Here is a 17283-nt window from a genome sequence, read left to right as displayed (position 1 = left end):
TCACCCAAGCAACTTCCGTGCCGCCTGCTCGATCTCCTCCTCGGACATCAGCACGTGAGAGGCCGCCTCGCCCAGCGGGATGAAGCTGTCCGCCGACGTCACCCGCCCCACCTGCCCGGAGAAGCCCGCGTCCATCAGCTCGGCCACGATCCCCTCCGACACCCCGCCCGTGTGGCGGGTCTCGTCGGCGATCAGCACCTTGCCCGTCAGCTCCGCCGCCCGTACCAGGTCCTCCACCGGTAGTGGCGCCAGCCAGCGCAGGTCCAGCACCCGGCAGCCGTAGCCCTCCTGCGTGAGGCGTACGGCGGCGCGCAGGCTCATCCGCAGCCCGTTGCCGAAGGTGACGATCGTGAGGTCGCGGCCGTCGCCATAGGACCGCGCCCGCCCGATCGGGACGTGCGTCTCCGGCCAGCGCGACGGCGGCGCGTAGGGCGCCAGCCAGCCCGCGTCACCCTCCTCGAACAGGTCACGCGTGTGATACAGCGCGATCGGCTCCAGGTAGACGCACACGGAACCCTCCGTGCGGGCCGCCGCCAGACAGGTGCGCAGCATCGCCGCCGCGTCGTCGGGCCGCGACGGCGAGGCGATGACCAGGCCGGGGATGTCGCGCAGGGCCCCGACCGCGTTGTCGTTGTGGAAGTGGCCGCCGAACCCCTTCTGGTAGGCGTAGCTCGCCACCCGCACCACCAGCGGATTGAGATAGGCGCCCTGCGAGAAGAACGACAGCGTCGACGCCTCGCCCCTGAGCTGGTCGAGCGCGTTGTGCAGGTACGCCAGATACTGGATCTCCGGCACGGGCAGCAGCTTCGACACCCCCGACCCGAGCGCGAGCCCCAGGATGGACTGCTCGTCGAGGTGCGTGTCGAACACCCGCCCGCCGCCGAAGCGCTTCTGCAGCCCCCGGGTGACGCCATAGACGCCGCCCTTCTTGGCGACGTCCTCGCCGAAGACCATCATCTCCGGGTAGACGGCGAGCGCGTCGGTCAGCGTGCGGTTGATGGCCTGGGAGAGCGTCAGCGGCTTCTCGGCCTCGGGCAGGGAGCCGGCGAAGGCGCGTTCTCTGACCGACGCCTCGGCCGCCACCGGGCTGATCCTGGCGATCATCTCGGGCCGGCGGGGCGCGAGCGGCTCCATGATCTCCTTGGCCGAGCCGAGGCGCGGGCTGCGGGTGGTCTCCAGGGCGATCCGGAGCACGTGCTCGCGTGACGACTCGTACTGCATGAGCAGCTCGTCGGGCGTGACCAGCCCCGCCTCGACCAGCAGCTGGGCGGTGGCCAGGAGCGGGTCGCGCTCCATGTCGGCGCGGATCTCCCGCTGGGTGCGGTAGGCGGACTCGACGTCGGACCCGGCGTGGCCCATGAGTCGGACCGTGCTCAGGTGCAGGAACGCGGGGGAGCGGTTGGCGCGTACGTGCTGGACCGCCTGGACCGCCGTGTCGTAGGCGTCGGCCAGGTCACAGCCATCGGCGGCGAAGTATTCGATGCCCGGACGCCGCGCGCTCGCCGCCACCCAGCCCTTGGGCGTGCGGACGCTGATGCCGATGCCGTTGTCCTCGCACACGAACAGGATCGGCAGCGCCTGCCCCTGATGCGTGGCGTAGGCGGCGGTGTTGAACCCGGTCAGCGCCGTGGCGTGGTTGACCGAGGCGTCGCCGAAGCTGCACACGGTGATCGCGTCGTCCGCCCACGGTGTGTGAACGCCCAGCGCGCGGCCCCGCTCGATGGCGAAGGCGACGCCCACCGCGCGCGGCAGGTGGCTGGCGATCGTCGAGGTCTGCGGGATGATCGCCAGGTCGGGATGGCCGAACACCTTGTGCCGGCCGCCCGCGATCGGTTCGTCGGCCGCGGCGGCCAGCCCCATGAGCACGTCGCGGATGCCCTGCTCGGGCAGCCGCCCGGCCTGCTCGGACCTGGTCAGGTAAAAGGCGCCGGAGCGGTAGTGCAGCAGGGCGGGATCGCCGGGCCGCAGCGCGGCGGCGACCGCCGCGTTGCCCTCGTGCCCGGCCGAGCCGATCGTGTAGAAGGACTGCTCCTGCGCGCGCAGCCAGCGGGCCGCGATGTCGAGCAGGCGGCTGTCGAGCTGGCGCTGGAAGAGGGTGCGGCACTGCTCACCGGTCAGCGACGTGCCCTCGCGGACGGGCCGGGCGGGATCACGGGCCGCGCCCTCCTTCAGCGTCGCAATGGCTTGGGTGAAATGAGTCTCAACAGTGTCGCGCGCCACAAGGCGATTATGTCGCCCCGATCCCGGGTTCGTCTGCCCGTCGGGAGTGACATGTTGTGGACCGGTCCGATTGACTCCGATCTATAACAAGTTGTCAGATTTCGCAACTTTCTGGCCAACCTGAATGTCTACTGGGAAAGATAAGCGTGGCACCCTCAATGCCGCGTTGAGCACCAGGGGATCCAGAAAGGAACCCGCATGTTACAACGCATCCGTGTCGCCGCCGTCGCGCTCGCGACGGCCGCCGGGCTTCTCGCCCTGGCACCATCGGCGTCGGCCGCGGCCAAGGCCCCCGCCATCTCCAACGTGGACCTCAGCCCGGGCTCCCCGGTTGTGGCCTTCGACAAGCCGGTCACGGTGACGTTCACGTTCACCACCAAGGACGCAGGCAAGGCCGAACTCCAGCTCAAGCCGCCCGGCCTGAGCGTCGGCACGCCCATCGATCTCAAGTCGGCGCCGTTCGGCGGGTGGACGAAGTGGACCGGCACGAAGAGCTTCGAGGCGAAGGACGCCGGCAAGTGGAGCTTCCTCGCCATCGCCCACGGTGACGGCGACAAGTCGGTCAGCGGCACGTTCGACGTCCAGAAGGCTCTCGTCACCAAGATCGTGGACTTCGGTGCCAGCCCCGGCCAGGTGCACCGCGGCGACACGATCAAGGTCTCCGGCCGGCTCCTGGCCGACGGCAAGGGATACGCCGGTGTGGTGGCGATCACCTTCCGTGAGCGGAGCGCCGACGCCTACCGCCGGGTCACCACGGTCACCAGCGGCCGCGAGGGCTGGTTCAGCACCACGGTTCGCGCCGATGCCACCGGCTGGTGGCGGGCCGAGTTCGGCGGGACCAAGGAAGCCAGGGCATCGGTCAGCGACAGCGACCGGGTCGACGTCCGGATCAGGCACAATCCCGACAGCAGGATCGTCGGTTTCGATGCCGCCCCCGCGCCCGCCGACAAGGGCGCCCGGCTGAACTTCACCGGCTCCCTGCAGGTCGAGCGCTGGCAGGCCCTGCCCGGCCGGCGGGTCTCGATCTACTTCAAGCAGGACGGCTCGCGCCGCTGGGAGTACGTCACCAGCGACGTGACGAACCGCGACGGCCGCTTCTGGGCCATCGCGACCGCGCAGTCCTCGGGCTGGTGGCGGGCCGCGTTCGCGGGGGCGAGAGGCGTCAAGGGCTCGGTCTCCGACGCCGCCTGGGTCAAGGTCGTCGAGCCCACCCCGCCGCCGACGGCGGACAAGTCGGCCAGCCGCGTGATCAAGTTCAACGCCTACCCGGAGCCGGTCAAGCGCGGCAGGTACCTGAAGGCCAGGGGCGTGCTGCAGATCGACGACAGCGGATCCTGGGAGGGGTACGCGGGCAAGGTCGCGCTGTACTTCAAGCCGGTCGGCTCGCACAAGTGGCAGTACGTGAAGACCGCGCGGTCCGGCGACAGCGGCAAGCTGTACGTCAGGGTCAAGGCGTGGAAGTCGGGCTCGTGGAAGTTCGTGTTCGGCGGGGACGACGATTTCTACGGAGACAGCAGCCGTAGCGACTATGTCCGCGTGAAGCGGTAACCGGTTCGGAACGGCAGGGTTGAGGCCCGGGGACGCGGTTGCCCCGGGCCTCAACTGTCGGTGCTACGACTCGGGGGCCTTCGCGCCGAGGCTGATGAGCATCGACTTGAGCTCACCGAACCCGGTCTTGAGCTCACCCACATCGGTCTTGAGCTCACCCACATCGGTCTTGAGCTCACCCACATCGGTCTTGAGCTCACCGACTCCCGTCTTGAGCTCACTGACATCGGTCTTGAGCTCACTGACATCGGTCTTGAGTTCGGCTATGTCCTTGTCGACGGCCTCGAACCGACGGGCCATGGACAACTCGAGGTTGTCGAGCCTGGTGTTCTGCTGATCGAGGCGATGATTGACCTTTGCGATGTCTTGGTTGACCCGGTCGAAGCCATCCAATGTGTCGCTATTGAGCGTGTAGATCTTCTCGTCGAGCTGGTTCGCCCGGTTGTCGATCTTCTGGTTGAGCTCTTTGGTCCGCTTGTCGATCTTGTCGAGGATGTTCTTGCCCATGGCGTCTGCACGCTCATGGTGGGCGTTGAACCGTTCGGCGACCGTCATGTCAGGCACACCGCTAACTGTACGTCTCTCGAGTACGGAGACCCGGCCCTCGAGCTCAATCACTGCCGCGTGCAAGTCCAACTCTGGCGCTCCTTTGAAGGGGGGATTGCGCTTGCATCGGAGAAGTTACCCTCCGTGACTGGAGCGTCGCAGCCAGATGCGAAAACCTGTGCGACCTACTCCGCCCGCCTGAACTGCGCGATCCCCACCCCCAGCAGAACCGCCCCCAGCAACGCCACGACCCCCAGCTCCACCCCCACCGGCACCTGGAAGTCGAACCACCGGACCCCGGGATTGAGCACCGCGTTCACCTGCGCGGGCACGTCGAGGTGGGCGAACACCGCGTGCCGCATCGGGTCCACCGCGTACGTCATCGGGTTGATCACCGTCAGCAGGTGCAGCCACGACGGCAGGTTGGCCAGCGGGAACATCGCCCCCGACAGGAACAGCATCGGCATGATCGCCATCTGCATGAGCCCGAAGAAGGTCTGCATGTTCCGCATCCGGGCGGCCAGCATCACCCCGAACGCCGTGATCGTGAACGCCGCGAGGAACATCTCCGCCAGCATCGTCACGATCAGTGACGGCGAGTACGGTACGCCGACCAGCCCGGCCATCGCCAGGATGATGACGCCCTGCCCGGTGGCCACCACGGCCCCGCCCAGGCACTTGCCGACCACGATCGCCCCGCGCGAGACCGGGGCGACGAGCATCTCGCGCAGGAAGCCGAACTCGCGGTCCCACACGATGGACCCGGCCGAGAACATGCCGGTCATGATCACGGTCATCGAGATCATGCCGGGATACATGAAGGTGCGGTAGTCGATGCCCGGGATGGCGCCGCGCACCAGTGAGCCGAGCCCGGTGCCCATCACGAACAGCCACAGCACCGGCTGCAGCAGCATCGACAGCATGCGGGTGCGGTCGTTGACGAACCGCAGCAGCTCCCGGTGCAGCACCACCTTGATCGCCCGGAGGTCGTGCCCGGCGCCTCGCACCGGCACTCGGACGCCGATCGCCTCTGTCGCCATCCCTACCACCTCGCCATCGCGTTCATCCGTGCCATCGCATTGATCCGCGCCACCCCGTTTGATCCTGGCCATGACTACCGCCTCGCCATCGCTCTCATCCACGTCCGGCCGCCCGACTCGCCGCCCTCCTCGGCGTCGCGGATCGTGGAACCGGTGTAGTTCATGAACACGTCGTCGAGTGAGGGCCGTGAGACGCTCACCGACCTGATCGGCATGCCCAGTTCGGCGAACAGCCGGGGCACGAACTCCTCGCCCGACGCCACGGCGAACGTCACCGCGCCCTCGTGCACGGCCGCCTCCAGGCCGAACTCCTCGCGCAGCGCCTGGATCGCGGCGGCGTCGTCGCCGGTGTGGATCTGTACCCGGTCCTTGCCGACGCTGGCCTTCAGCGCCTCCGGCGAGTCGATGACGACGACCTCGCCGTGGTCGATGATCGCGATCCGGTCGCAGTACTCGGCCTCGTCCATGTAGTGGGTGGTCATGAAGATGGTGATGTCCTCCAGGCGCCGGAGCTGGTTGATGTAGCCCCAGATGGCCGAGCGGGTCTGCGGGTCGAGGCCGACCGTGGGCTCGTCCAGGAACAGCACCCGGGGTGAGTGCAGGAGCCCGCGGGCGATCTCCAGCCGCCGCTTCATGCCGCCGGAGAACGTCATGACCTTGGCGTCCTTGCGGTCCCAGAGCGCGACCATCTCCATGACCTGCCGGATCCGGTCGCCGACGACGCTCTTCGGCACGCCGTACAGCTCGGCGTGGAAGCGCAGGTTCTGCTCGGCGCTCAGGTAGCCGTCGAGCGTCGGGTCCTGGAAGACCAGGCCGATGTTCCGGCGTACCTCGTCGCGCTGGCGCACCACGTCGTACCCGGCGACCGTCGCGCTGCCGCCGGTCGGGTTGACCAGCGTGCAGAGCATGCTGATCGTGGTGGTCTTCCCGGCTCCGTTCGGGCCGAGGAAGCCGAAGACCTCGCCGGGGGCGACGTCGAAGTCGACGCCCTTGACCGCCTCGATCTTCCCGTAGTCCTTCTTCAGTCCGTGTACGGCCACCGCCGCGTCTGTCATCGCTCAGTCCTCCGCGAGGATCTGGAAAACGGACTTGCGCGTCTGCCTGAGGAGCTTCTTGGCCCGGGCGACCTGCTGGTCGTTGGCCGTCCGCGCCAGGTGACTGAACGCCTCGTTGAGCTGCGCCCACAGCAGCCGCAGCTCGTGCCGGTCCTCGGGTACGGAGCGCGCCACCTCGTCCCAGGGCGGCTCGCCGTCGAGGTGCCGTACGGCCCGCTCCCGGCCCTGCTCGGTCAGGCTGAAGAGCCGGGAGCCGCCGGTGTCGTCGCCGGTGACCAGGCCCTCGTCCTCCAACTGCTGGAGCGCCGGATAGACCGAGCCGGGACTGGGCCGCCACACTCCGCGGCTGCGCTCCTCTATGTCCTGGATCATCTGGTAGCCGTTCTTCGGCCCTTCGGCGAGCAGGCTCAGCAGCGCGGCCCTGACGTCTCCCCGCCGCACGCGCGGAGCGCCGCCCTCCCAGCCCATCGGTAGCGCACCAGGCGGACCAGGCGGGTCCGGGGGGAGTGGTGGCGGTGGGGCTCCGGGTGGCCCTTCCCACAGGTGTGGATCACGCATCACGCCTCCAACTATCGAGATAGCGTGACGATATATCTAGATAGTTGGCGCGAATAGGCCCATATTTGGCGTCGTGGCAGTTTGTTAGTGAGCGTTAACCGAGGCCGTGATGGCGGCCCGGGCCATCGCGTGCAGAAGCAGACGCATGGCGCGCGATGGCAGCTCGCCGGCGCTGTGCGGCGTGGAGTTGAGCAGCCCGAAGACGGCGTGCGTGGCGGCCCGCAGGCGCGGGGGCGGGCACGACGGGTGCAGCTCGGCCAGCACGGTGACCCATTCCTCCACGTACAGCCGCTGCAGCCGCCTGATCTGCCGCCGCTCCGGCTCGGGCACGTTGCCCAGCTCCCTGTCGTGCACGGTGATCAGCGCGGGCTGTTCGAGCGCGAAGGTGATCTGCACGTTCAGGAGCGCGTCGAGCGTCTCCTCGGGGCCGCCGGGCGAGGTGACCGCCGCGGCGGCCGATTCGCGCAGCCGCGAGCTGATGCCCAGCAGCATCTCGGCGAGCAGCGCCTCCTTGCCGCTGAAGTGGCGATAGAGCGCCGGGCCCGAGACGCCGACGGCGCCGCCGATGTCCTCGATCGAGACGCCGTGGAAGCCGCGCGCGGCGAACAGGTTCGCGGCCGCGCCGAGGATCTCCAGGCGCCGGCTGCCCCGGCTCCGCGTCGTCGTCACGTCTCACATGGTAGACGGTTACGTTAATGATGACTAACATCAGCCTCATAGCGGAGGGGGATACATGAGCGACTGGCCGGTGCTGAACTCGGCCGCGGACCCCGGAAGCGAGGCGTTCAAGCACAACGCCGAGCTCAACGAGCGGCTCGCCGCCGACCTGCTGGAGCGCCTCGCCGCAGCCGCCGCGGGCGGTCCCGAGCGGTCACGGCAGCGCCACGTGGAGCGCGGCAAGCTGCTGCCGCGCGACCGCGTCGACGGCCTGCTCGACCCCGGCTCCCGCTTCCTGGAGCTGTCGCCGCTGGCCGCCAACGGCCTCTACGACGACCAGGCGCCGGCCGCCGGGATCATCACCGGCGTCGGCCGGATCGCCGGGCGTGAGTGCGTGGTCGTGGCCAACGACGCCACCGTGAAGGGCGGCACGTACTACCCGATCACTGTCAAGAAGCACCTGCGCGCGCAGGAGGTGGCGCTGCACAACCACCTGCCGTGCGTGTACCTGGTCGACTCGGGCGGCGCGTTCCTCCCCAAACAGGACGAGGTCTTCCCCGACCGGGAGCACTTCGGCCGCATCTTCTACAACCAGGCCACCATGTCCGCGCGCGGCATCCCGCAGATCGCCGCCGTGCTGGGATCGTGTACGGCGGGCGGCGCGTACGTCCCGGCCATGAGCGACGAGGCCGTCATCGTGCGCGACCAGGGCACCATCTTCCTTGGTGGCCCGCCGCTGGTGAAGGCGGCCACCGGCGAGGAGGTCACGGCCGAGGAGCTGGGCGGCGGCGACCTGCACGCCCGCGTCAGCGGCGTCACCGACCACCTGGCCGACGACGACGCGCACGCGCTGGCCATCGTCCGCGACATCGTCTCCACGCTGGCCCCGAGAGCCGAGCGGCCCTGGGACCGGGTCGAGCCCGAGGAGCCCCGCCACGACCCGCGCGACCTCTACGGCATCGTGCCCGCCGACACCCGCCGGCCGTACGAGGTGCGGGAGATCATCGCGCGACTCGTCGACGGCTCGCGGTTCCTGGAGTTCAAGGCCGAGTACGGCGCGACGCTGGTCACCGGCTTCGCCCACCTGCACGGGCACCCGGTGGGGATCGTCGCGAACAACGGCATCCTGTTCAGCGAGTCCGCGCTGAAGGGGGCGCACTTCATCGAGTTGTGCGACCGCAGGCGCATCCCGCTGGTGTTCCTGCAGAACATCAGCGGATTCATGGTCGGCAAGGCGTACGAGGCGGGCGGCATCGCCAAGCACGGCGCCAAGATGGTCACCGCGGTCTCCTGCGCCAGGGTGCCGAAGTTCACCGTGGTGATCGGCGGGTCCTTCGGCGCGGGCAACTACGCGATGGCCGGGCGGGCGTACTCTCCCAGGTTCCTGTGGATGTGGCCGAACGCCCGCATCTCGGTCATGGGCGGCGAGCAGGCCGCGAACGTGCTCACCACCGTCGGCAACGCCGACGCGGCGGCCATCAGGGCCCAGTACGAGCACCAGGGCAATCCCTACTACTCCACGGCCCGGCTGTGGGACGACGGCGTGATCGACCCGCTCGACACCCGTACGGTCCTCGGCCTGGCACTCTCCGCGGCGGCCAACGCCCCGCTCGACCCCGTCGGCTACGGCGTCTTCCGGATGTGACCACGTTGACCACGCTGCCCATGTTCACCCGGGTTCTCATCGCCAACCGGGGCGAGATCGCCGTCCGGGTCATCCGCACGCTGCGCGCGCTCGGCATCACGTCGGTGGCCGTGCACACGGCCTCGGACGCGGACGCCCGCCATGTCCGCGAGGCCGACACAGCCCTCCAGATCCCGAAATATCTGGATATGGAGGCGATGGTGGCGGCGGCCGAGGCGTCCGGGGCGCAGGCCGTACATCCGGGTTACGGGTTCCTCGCGGAGAACGCCGAGTTCGCCCGCCGCTGCGCCGAGGCGGGGCTGGTCTTCGTCGGCCCGCCGCCCGAGGCCATCGACGCCATGGGGGACAAGATCCGCGCCAAGGCGACCGTCTCGGCCGCCGGGGTCCCGGTCGTGCCGGGCGGCGCCGAGCCCGGCGACTCGCTGCTGTCCTGGACGGACTTCCCCGCCCTGATCAAGCCGTCGGCGGGCGGGGGCGGCAAGGGCATGGTGCTGGTCCGTTCGGCCGCCGAGCTGCCCGACGCGCTGGAGTCGGCCCGCCGTACGGCCCGCTCCGCGTTCGGCGACGAGACCCTGCTGATCGAGCGCTACGTCGAGAACCCCCGCCACATCGAGATCCAGGTCCTGGCCGACACCCACGGCAACGTCGTCCACCTGGGCGAACGCGAGTGCAGCCTGCAACGCCGCCACCAGAAGATCATCGAGGAGGCCCCGTCCCCGTTCGTCGACGCCGCGATGCGCGAGCGGATGGGTGCCGCGGCGGTGGAGGCCGCCCGCGCGGTGGGTTACGTGAGCGCGGGCACGGTCGAGTTCATCGTCGACGGGACGACCGGCGAGTACCACTTCATGGAGATGAACACCCGCCTCCAGGTGGAACACCCGGTCACCGAACTGGTCACGGGCCTCGACCTGGTGGAGCTCCAGCTGCGGGTCGCGGCGGGTGAGCCGCTGCCCTTCACCCAGGACGAGGTACGGCTTAGCGGCCACGCCGTCGAGGCCCGCGTCTACGCCGAGGACCCGGCGCGCGGCTTCCTGCCCACGGGCGGCCGGGTGCTGCGCCTGGCGGAGCCCGGCGGCTTCCGGGTGGGCTCGGGGCTCGCCGAGGGCGGCGTCCGGGTCGACTCGGGGCTGGTCGAGGGCGGTGTCGTGGGCAGCGAGTTCGACCCGATGCTGGCCAAGGTCGTCGCGTGGGCGCCCACGCGGGAGGCGGCCTTCCGTCGGCTCGACAAAGCGCTCGCCGAGACGGTCGTGCTCGGGGTGATCACGAACGTGCCGTTCCTGCGGGCGCTCGCGGCGCACCCGGAGGTGCGGGCGGGCGAGCTCGACACCGGGTTGGTCGAGCGGGTCCTGCCCGCGCTGGTCCCGGCCGCCGGACCGCCCGACGAGGTGCTGGCCGCCGCCGCGCTGGCCTTCCACACCGTGCCTCAGGGCACGGATCCGTGGGAGGTCGCGGACGGCTGGCGGGTCGGCGAGCGCGCGTGGACCGCTTGGCGGCTGGAGTCACGGGACGGCGTCCACACGATCCAGGTACGCGGCCTGCCCGAAAAATCAGCAGAAATCCGCATAAAGCCCCCAGGTGATGCCGAGGTGGCCGTCCCGGCCAGGCTCTTGGTCGACGGCGCCAAGCTGACCGTCACCCTGGCCGGCCGTACCCACCACTTCACCCACGCCCGCCACGACGACACCCTCTGGCTGGGCAGGGACGGACAGTCCTGGGCGCTGACCCGCCACCGCATCGGCGACCCCGGCGACCGCCCCGGCGCCGCGCACGCGGGCGACGGCGTGGTCAGAAGCCCCATGCCCGGCACCGTCCTGGTCGTCAAGGCCCAGCCGGGCGACCAGGTGAGCGCCGGCCAGCCGCTCCTCATCGTGGAGGCCATGAAGATGGAACACACCGTCACCGCCCCCTGCGACGGACGGGTCACGGAGCTGCCCGTACAGGCGGGCCAGCCGGTCGACATGGACGCCGTCCTGGCCGTCGTCACGGCGGTCTCGTCGGAGTCGCCGGACTCGGCGGGGGAGTCCTGATGCGCAGGCCGTACCCGATGGAGGGCCTTCCGCACCAGGTGACCGTCTACGAGGTGGGCCCGCGCGACGGCCTGCAGAACGAGTCCGCGATCGTCCCGGTCGAGGTCAAGGCCGAGTTCATCGACCGGCTCGCCGACGCGGGACACCGGGTCATCGAGGCCACCAGCTTCGTCCACCCCACCTGGGTGCCGCAGCTCGCCGACGCGGAAGAGCTGCTCACCAGACTCGACCGCCGACCGGGCGTGCGCTACCCGGTGCTCGTCCCGAACGCGCGCGGCCTGGACCGGGCGCTGGCCCACGACGTCGAGGAGATCGCCGTCTTCGCCAGCGCCACCGAGACGTTCGCCGCCAAGAACCTGAACCGGAGCCTGGAGAGCCAGTTCGACATGTTCGAGCCGGTCGTGGCCAGGGCGATCGACAACGGCGTCAAGGTCCGCGCGTACGTCTCGATGTGCTTCGGCGACCCGTGGGAGGGCCCGACGCCGATCGCGCAGGTCGTCGCGGTCGGTGAGCGGCTGCTCGGCCTGGGCTGCCACGAACTGTCGCTCGGCGACACCATCGGCGTCGGCACCCCGGGCCACGTGACCGCGCTGATCGAGTCGTTCCGCGATCCCGACCGGCTGGCCGTGCACTTCCACGACACCTACGGCCAGGCCCTGGCCAACACGCTGGCCGCGCTCCGCTCGGGCGTGACCGTCGTCGACGCCTCGACCGGCGGCATCGGCGGCTGCCCCTACGCCGAGTCGGCCACCGGCAACCTCGCCACCGAGGACCTCGTGTGGATGCTGCACGGGCTCGGCATCGACACCGGCCTCGATCTCGACAAGCTCGTCTCCACGAGCACCTGGCTGGCCGAGCGGCTCGGCCGCCCCAGTCCGTCCCGCGTCGTCCAGGCCCTCGCGAAAGGCTGACCCGCCATGCTGACCGACGAGTACGAAGAGCTGCGCAAGACCGTCGAGGCCTTCGCCCGCGACGTGGTGGCGCCGGTGATCGGCGACTACTACGAGCGGGAGGAGTTCCCGTACGACATCGTGCGCCGGATGGGCGCCATGGGCCTGTTCGGCCTGCCCTTCCCCGAGGAGTACGGCGGCATGGGCGGCGACTACTTCGCGCTCTGCCTGGCTCTGGAGGAGCTGGCGCGCGCCGACTCCAGCGTGGCGATCACGCTGGAGGCCGCGGTGTCACTGGGCGCCATGCCGATCTACCGATTCGGTACGCCCGAGCAGCGGGCGACCTGGCTCCCGGCGATGGCGGCGGGCGAGACCCTCGGCGCGTTCGGCCTGACGGAGCCCGGCGGCGGCTCCGATGTGCCCGGCGGCATGCGCACCACGGCCACGCTCGACGGCGCCGAGTGGGTGATCAACGGTACCAAGGCCTTCATCACCAATTCGGGCACCGACCTCACCGGCGTGGTCGGCGTCGCCGCGCTGACCGGCGAGCGGGAGATCTCCACCATCCTCGTGCCGTCCGGGACGCCCGGTTTCACGGTCTCGAAGAAGTACTCCAAGGTCGGCTGGAACGCCTCCGACACCAGGGAATTGTCCTTCTCCGACTGCCGCGTCCCCGCCGCGAACCTGCTCGGCGAGCGCGGCCGCGGCTACGCCCAGTTCCTGCAGACGCTCGACGAGGGCCGCATCGCCATCGCCGCCCTCGGCGTCGGCCTGGCCCAGGGCTGCGTGGACGAATGCCTGCGCTACGTCAGGGACAGACGCGCGTTCGGTCACCCGATCGGCCACTACCAGGCCATCCAGTTCAAGATCGCCGACATGGAGGCCCGCACCCACACCGCCCGCCTGGCCTACTACCACGCGGCCGAGAAGATGCTGGCCGGCGTGCCGTTCAAGAAGGAGGCGGCGATCGCCAAGCTCGTCTCCTCCAACGCCGCCATGGACAACTCCCGCGAGGCGACGCAGGTCTTCGGCGGCTACGGGTTCATGAACGAGTTCCCGGTGGGCCGCTTCTACCGCGACGCCAAGATCCTGGAGATCGGCGAGGGCACCAGCGAGGTGCAGCGCATGCTGATCGCCCGCCAGCTCGGCCTGGGCGACCTCTAGTTGGAGGTGCCGAGCTTCTCTGCGACCGATCTGGCCGCGTCCAGGGCGCCCTTGGCCAGCTTGCCCGCCGGGTCCTCGGTGACGCGGCGCTGGTAGGTCACCTGGATCACCGCGTTGCTGACCCGGACGCCGGCGGTCGCGATGGTCGGCCCCGTGCCCGTGTCGCCGGGCAGCGTGTAGAGGGTGGTCCAGGAGGCGTCGCCGACGGGCGGGTCGGCGGGGGCGGAGGTCTTGGCCAGAAGTACGGCGTCCTGGCGCTGCGCCACGAACTGCTCGTGCGCCGCCGCCACGTCACCCGGGAAGACCTTCACGTACACCTGAAGCCGGAACTGCATGTTGCCCGGCATCCCCGACCCGGGCGCGAGCGTCGACCACTCGCACTCCTCGGCCTTGATCTGCGACTTGTCCGGGAACAACGTCAGCTTCTTGACCAGGTCCTCGTCCGTGACCGTACAGGGGTCGACGGCCTTGGTGAACGTGGCGGCCCCGGTCGGCGCGGGCTCGCTCGTGGTGGTCTGCTCGCTGGGCGAAGGCTCGGTGGGCGAAGGCTCGGCCGCCCGCGTGCTCTCGACGGGTACGGGTACGGATACGGCCGCCGTCTTGTCGGGCTGCCGGGTGAGCAGGAACAGGACGGTGAACAGCATGAGCACGACCACGGCCGCCGCCCCGCTCAGGATCGCCGGCGTCACCCGCAGCCCGGGGCGGGACTGCTGGGTGGGAGCGGTGCGCGGTACGGCCGCGGTCGGGAAGTCATTTTGCTGGTTCATTGAGCCTTCTGGAGGGTGTCGGCCACCGCGCGGGCGGTCTTGAGAGCGGTGTCCCGAAGTTGGGGGGTCACCTTCGTTCGCTTCGGACTGCTGGCCTCCACCTGGATGATCACATTGCTGACCCGCATCCATATGGTGGTCGTCGAGGTGTGGGTGATGCCGGCCTCGTTGTCCTGGGCGGCCGCCTCGTCGCCCGCGCGCACCGTCCTGGTGCGCGAGATCGTCACCGTCTGCTGGCTGCCCGCCTTGGTGTCGCGGGACCGTACGGTCTGGGTGAAGGCGTGTTCGGCGGCCTTGACCGTGTCGGAGTACTTGACCTTGAGGTTGATGGACGTGCGGTCGAGGAGCCCGAGCGTGCCTACCGACCAGTAGCATTCGCTCTCGTCGTAGAGGGCGGACTGCTTGGAGTGGGAGCCGGGCAGGACGTCCTGCGCCTGGTCGTCGGTGAGCAGGGAGCACGCCTTCGGCGGCTGGCCGAACTGGCCGTCGCCCCTGGCAGGTGCGGTCGGGGGTGCCGTCGTCGGTGATGGGGCCGGTGATGGGGCCGTGGTCGAGGCGGGCTGGGCGACCGGGGTGGCCGACGTCGTGACGGTGGGAGAGCCGCCGGAGCTGTTGACGAGGACGACCGCGGTGATCGCGATGGCCGTACCCGCCACCAGGCCGCCCAGCACGAGCGGCGTACGGCGGCGCGGGCGGGCCCGGACCGGGATCGTGGCGGGCGCGCTCTCGCGCGGCCGTACGGGCAGCGGGACCGCCAACGACTCCAGGTGCGCCCTGATCGCCCGGGGGTGCGGCCGGGCGGCCGGGTTGCGGTCGAGCATCGCCAGGAGCAGGCCGCCGAGCGGGCCCGCGTTGACGGGCGGCAGCGGCGGCATCGTGAGCACGGCCGCGACGATCGCCATCGCCGAGTCGCGCTCGAACGGCGCCCGGCCCTCCGCGGCCAGGTACAGGGTGGCGCCGAGTGACCACAGGTCGGCCATCGGGCCCGCGGGCTCGCCGCGCAGGTGCTCGGGCGCGATGTAGCCGGGGGAGCCCGCGACGTCGCCGGCCTGCGCCGCGGCGGCGGCCGTACCCGCGCCGGGGACGTCGCCCGTGTGCGCGGCGATGCCGAAGTCGGTCAGCACGACCTCGCCGACATCGGTGATCATCACGTTGCCGGGCTTCACGTCCCGGTGCAGGATGCCGCGGTGGTGGGCGGCCTCCAGCGCGTCGAGCACGCGCAGGCCGATCGTGGCGACGTGGCCGGGCGGCAGCGGGCCGCGCGTCTTGACCAGATCGCCCAGTGACGCGCCCGCGAGCAGGTCCATGATGATCCAGGGCTGGCCGCCCTCGGAGATCACGTCGTGCACGGTGATGATCGACGGGTGGTTCAGCGCCGCCGCCGCCCTGGCCTCGCGCAGCGTGTCGATCAGCGCCCGCTGCCGGTCCTGGCCGACCGGCAGCCGTACCTCCTTGACCGCGACCTCGCGGTGCAGCAGCTCGTCACGCGCCCGCCACACCGTACCCGCGCCGCCCGCCCCGAGCGGGGCGAGCAGCTGGTAGCGTCCGGCGATCACGCGCATGGTCAGGAGGCCTTGGCGTCGAGGTTCGCGGCCAGGAACTTGGCCGCCCGCGCGGCCTTGTCCCGCAGCGCGGCGTCCTTGGCCACATCGTGCACGAAGCGGAACTCGCCCACCATGTTGCCGGTGCGGAAGAGCACGTGTACCTCGGCCTCCGCCTTGTTGTTGAACTTCACCCGGGAGATCTCGTACGCGATGGCCTCCTCGCCCGCGCCGGGGATCTCGAAGACCTCGCCCTGCTTCTCGCCCGAGCCGCCTCTGCCCGCCTTGTCCTCGGCTTCCTTCCGCGCCCCGGCGACGTGCTCCTGCGCGAGCGTGCTCTCGTAGCCGTCGCCCTGCGGCGCGTAGAGCCAGAGTGTCAGGAAGACGCTCAGCTCCTTGCCCGCCGGAGGGAGGCCCGTGGTGGACCAGGCGCATCTGAACGTCGGGTCGGTCGAGGACGTGATGAACGCGCCCACGAGCTGGGTGGCCTGCGCCCTGGTGAGCAGCTGGCAGGGCCGGGGGACCTTGGTGAACTTGCCGGCCGGCAGCGTGACGGCGGGCGAGGGACTGGCGGAAGCCGAAGCCGTGGGCGCCGCGCTCGTCGGGGCGGCCTTGCTCGGCGCCGGTTTCGTGGTCCGTGCCGCCGCCGACGGCGTGGCCTGCGACGGCGCGGCGGACGACCCCATGGTCAGGATGAGCGTGACCGCGACGACGAACGCCACGACCACGGCCGCCGCCGAGCCGTACGCGGCCGTGCGCGAGACCACCCACGCGGGCGCGGGCGTCCTGACGGTCGGCACCGCGTGGCCCGCCACCTGCTCCAGTCCCCGCCGCAGCGTGCGTACGTCGGGCCGGTGGGCGGGGTCCTTGGCCAGCAGGCCGAGCAGGAGCGGGGTGAGCGCGCCGGCCCGCTGCGCCGGCCTGGGCGGCTCGGTCATCACCGCGCCGAGCGTGGCGATCGCGGTGTTGCGCTGGAACGGCGGCACGCCCTCCACCGCCGTGTAGATCGTCGCGCCGAGCGAGAACAGGTCGGACGGCGGCCCCGGCGCGAGGCTCTCGGTGAGGCATTCGGGCGCGGTGAACCCCGCCGTGCCCACCGGCCCGCCGCCCGGCCGGCCCGCTTGGGGGGCGGCACCCGTCGGGGCGGCGATGCCGAAGTCGGACAGCAGGATGCGGCCGTCATCGGCGAGCAGCACGTTGCCCGGCTTGACGTCGCGGTGCAGCAGGCCGCGCGTGTGCGCCGAGGCCAGCGCCGACAGCACGAACAGCCCGATCGAGGCCGCCCACGGCGCCCCCATCGGCCCGCCGGTCTTGACGACCTGGTCGAGCGAGCGCCCGCGGACCAGCTCCATGACGATCCACGGCTGGCCGCCGTCGTCGATCACGTCGTGGATGCCGACCACCGCCGGGTGCCGGATCCCGGCCGCCGCGCGGGCCTCGTACAGCGTACGGTCGCGCAGCGCGGCCTGGTCGGCGGGGGAGAGGTTCGGCGGGAGCAGCACCTGCTTCACCGCCACCTCGCGGCCGATCATGGTGTCGTGCGCGCGCCAGACGATGCCCATGCCGCCGCGGCCGAGCTGTTCGAGCAGCTGGTAGCGGCCGCCCACGAGTCGCGGTTGGTTCAT

Annotated in this window: 14 protein-coding genes; 5 read left to right on the top strand and 9 right to left on the bottom strand. The window is 70.7% G+C overall.

Features of this window, described 5'->3' with window-relative positions; genetic code table 11:
* A complete protein-coding gene (locus AB0B61_RS25865) occupies positions 1-2220 on the bottom strand; it encodes a thiamine pyrophosphate-dependent enzyme (protein ID WP_358436532.1) in 2220 nt (739 codons plus the stop codon).
* Between the two features lie 198 nt (positions 2221-2418).
* On the opposite strand from AB0B61_RS25865, the gene AB0B61_RS25860 reads away from it, so the two are divergent.
* Positions 2419-3768, top strand: coding sequence for a hypothetical protein (locus AB0B61_RS25860; RefSeq protein ID WP_358436530.1), 1350 nt, complete (start codon positions 2419-2421; stop codon positions 3766-3768).
* A gap of 63 nt (positions 3769-3831) precedes the next feature.
* On the opposite strand, the gene AB0B61_RS25855 is transcribed toward AB0B61_RS25860, so the two are convergent.
* The 5 genes from AB0B61_RS25855 to AB0B61_RS25835 all read right to left on the bottom strand — a co-directional run bounded on the left by AB0B61_RS25855 (position 3832) and on the right by AB0B61_RS25835 (position 7636).
* Positions 3832-4323: a hypothetical protein gene (locus AB0B61_RS25855; RefSeq protein WP_358436527.1), complete on the bottom strand. Its 492-nt coding sequence runs from the start codon at positions 4321-4323 to the stop codon at positions 3832-3834.
* A gap of 176 nt (positions 4324-4499) precedes the next feature.
* Positions 4500-5354: an ABC transporter permease gene (locus tag AB0B61_RS25850; RefSeq protein ID WP_358436525.1), complete on the bottom strand. Its 855-nt coding sequence runs from the start codon at positions 5352-5354 to the stop codon at positions 4500-4502.
* A 74-nt stretch (positions 5355-5428) separates the two neighbouring features.
* Positions 5429-6409: an ATP-binding cassette domain-containing protein gene (locus AB0B61_RS25845; protein WP_358436522.1), complete on the bottom strand. Its 981-nt coding sequence runs from the start codon at positions 6407-6409 to the stop codon at positions 5429-5431.
* A 3-nt stretch (positions 6410-6412) separates the two neighbouring features.
* Entirely contained in the window at positions 6413-6850 is a 438-nt protein-coding gene (locus tag AB0B61_RS25840) for a PadR family transcriptional regulator (protein WP_358436520.1), read from the bottom strand.
* Between the two features lie 201 nt (positions 6851-7051).
* Positions 7052-7636, bottom strand: coding sequence for a TetR/AcrR family transcriptional regulator (locus AB0B61_RS25835; protein ID WP_358436517.1), 585 nt, complete (start codon positions 7634-7636; stop codon positions 7052-7054).
* 64 nt (positions 7637-7700) lie between these two features.
* On the opposite strand from AB0B61_RS25835, the gene AB0B61_RS25830 reads away from it, so the two are divergent.
* From AB0B61_RS25830 to AB0B61_RS25815, 4 genes are read left to right on the top strand one after another with little or no spacing between them, the layout of a single operon-like run.
* A complete protein-coding gene (locus AB0B61_RS25830) occupies positions 7701-9269 on the top strand; it encodes a carboxyl transferase domain-containing protein (RefSeq protein ID WP_358436514.1) in 1569 nt (522 codons plus the stop codon).
* Between the two features lie 20 nt (positions 9270-9289).
* The gene (locus tag AB0B61_RS25825) at positions 9290-11296 is read left to right on the top strand and encodes a biotin carboxylase N-terminal domain-containing protein (RefSeq protein WP_358437069.1); all 2007 of its coding nucleotides are present in this window, start codon (positions 9290-9292) and stop codon (positions 11294-11296) included.
* Positions 11296-12207 (top strand): hydroxymethylglutaryl-CoA lyase, encoded by a 912-nt coding sequence (locus AB0B61_RS25820; protein WP_357642855.1) that lies wholly within the window; start codon positions 11296-11298, stop codon positions 12205-12207. The genes AB0B61_RS25825 and AB0B61_RS25820 overlap by 1 nt, the downstream gene beginning before the upstream one ends.
* Before the next feature lie 6 nt (positions 12208-12213).
* The gene (locus AB0B61_RS25815; RefSeq protein WP_358436511.1) at positions 12214-13350 is read left to right on the top strand and encodes an acyl-CoA dehydrogenase family protein; all 1137 of its coding nucleotides are present in this window, start codon (positions 12214-12216) and stop codon (positions 13348-13350) included.
* On the opposite strand, the gene AB0B61_RS25810 is transcribed toward AB0B61_RS25815, so the two are convergent.
* From AB0B61_RS25810 to AB0B61_RS25800, 3 genes are read right to left on the bottom strand one after another with little or no spacing between them, the layout of a single operon-like run.
* The gene (locus AB0B61_RS25810) at positions 13347-14117 is read right to left on the bottom strand and encodes a hypothetical protein (protein WP_358436509.1); all 771 of its coding nucleotides are present in this window, start codon (positions 14115-14117) and stop codon (positions 13347-13349) included. The genes AB0B61_RS25815 and AB0B61_RS25810 overlap by 4 nt on opposite strands.
* Positions 14114-15679: a serine/threonine-protein kinase gene (locus AB0B61_RS25805; protein ID WP_358436507.1), complete on the bottom strand. Its 1566-nt coding sequence runs from the start codon at positions 15677-15679 to the stop codon at positions 14114-14116. Before AB0B61_RS25805 ends, AB0B61_RS25810 begins: the two co-directional genes overlap by 4 nt.
* Positions 15680-15681: 2 nt before the next feature.
* On the bottom strand, positions 15682-17283 hold the full coding sequence (locus AB0B61_RS25800; RefSeq protein ID WP_358436505.1) for a serine/threonine-protein kinase: 1602 nt from the start codon (positions 17281-17283) through the stop codon (positions 15682-15684).

The organism is Nonomuraea sp. NPDC049158 (assembly GCF_040648335.1).
GTDB lineage: Bacteria > Actinomycetota > Actinomycetes > Streptosporangiales > Streptosporangiaceae > Nonomuraea.
The sequence above is the reverse complement of the archived record's forward strand: the minus strand, read 5'-3'. Positions and strand labels throughout refer to the sequence as shown.

What these genes read in the sequence shown, in the direction of transcription:
- AB0B61_RS25860 (WP_358436530.1), top strand. Translation starts at nt 2,419, where the DNA reads ATGTTACAACGCATCCGTGTCGCCGCCGTCGCGCTCGCGACGGCCGCC.
- AB0B61_RS25855 (WP_358436527.1), bottom strand. Translation starts at nt 4,323, where the DNA reads ATGACGGTCGCCGAACGGTTCAACGCCCACCATGAGCGTGCAGACGCC.
- AB0B61_RS25850 (WP_358436525.1), bottom strand. Translation starts at nt 5,354, where the DNA reads ATGGCGACAGAGGCGATCGGCGTCCGAGTGCCGGTGCGAGGCGCCGGG.
- AB0B61_RS25845 (WP_358436522.1), bottom strand. Translation starts at nt 6,409, where the DNA reads ATGACAGACGCGGCGGTGGCCGTACACGGACTGAAGAAGGACTACGGG.
- AB0B61_RS25830 (WP_358436514.1), top strand. Translation starts at nt 7,701, where the DNA reads ATGAGCGACTGGCCGGTGCTGAACTCGGCCGCGGACCCCGGAAGCGAG.
- AB0B61_RS25825 (WP_358437069.1), top strand. Translation starts at nt 9,290, where the DNA reads ATGTTCACCCGGGTTCTCATCGCCAACCGGGGCGAGATCGCCGTCCGG.
- AB0B61_RS25820 (WP_357642855.1), top strand. Translation starts at nt 11,296, where the DNA reads ATGCGCAGGCCGTACCCGATGGAGGGCCTTCCGCACCAGGTGACCGTC.
- AB0B61_RS25815 (WP_358436511.1), top strand. Translation starts at nt 12,214, where the DNA reads ATGCTGACCGACGAGTACGAAGAGCTGCGCAAGACCGTCGAGGCCTTC.
- AB0B61_RS25810 (WP_358436509.1), bottom strand. Translation starts at nt 14,117, where the DNA reads ATGAACCAGCAAAATGACTTCCCGACCGCGGCCGTACCGCGCACCGCT.
- AB0B61_RS25805 (WP_358436507.1), bottom strand. Translation starts at nt 15,679, where the DNA reads ATGCGCGTGATCGCCGGACGCTACCAGCTGCTCGCCCCGCTCGGGGCG.
- AB0B61_RS25800 (WP_358436505.1), bottom strand. Translation starts at nt 17,283, where the DNA reads ATGAACCAACCGCGACTCGTGGGCGGCCGCTACCAGCTGCTCGAACAG.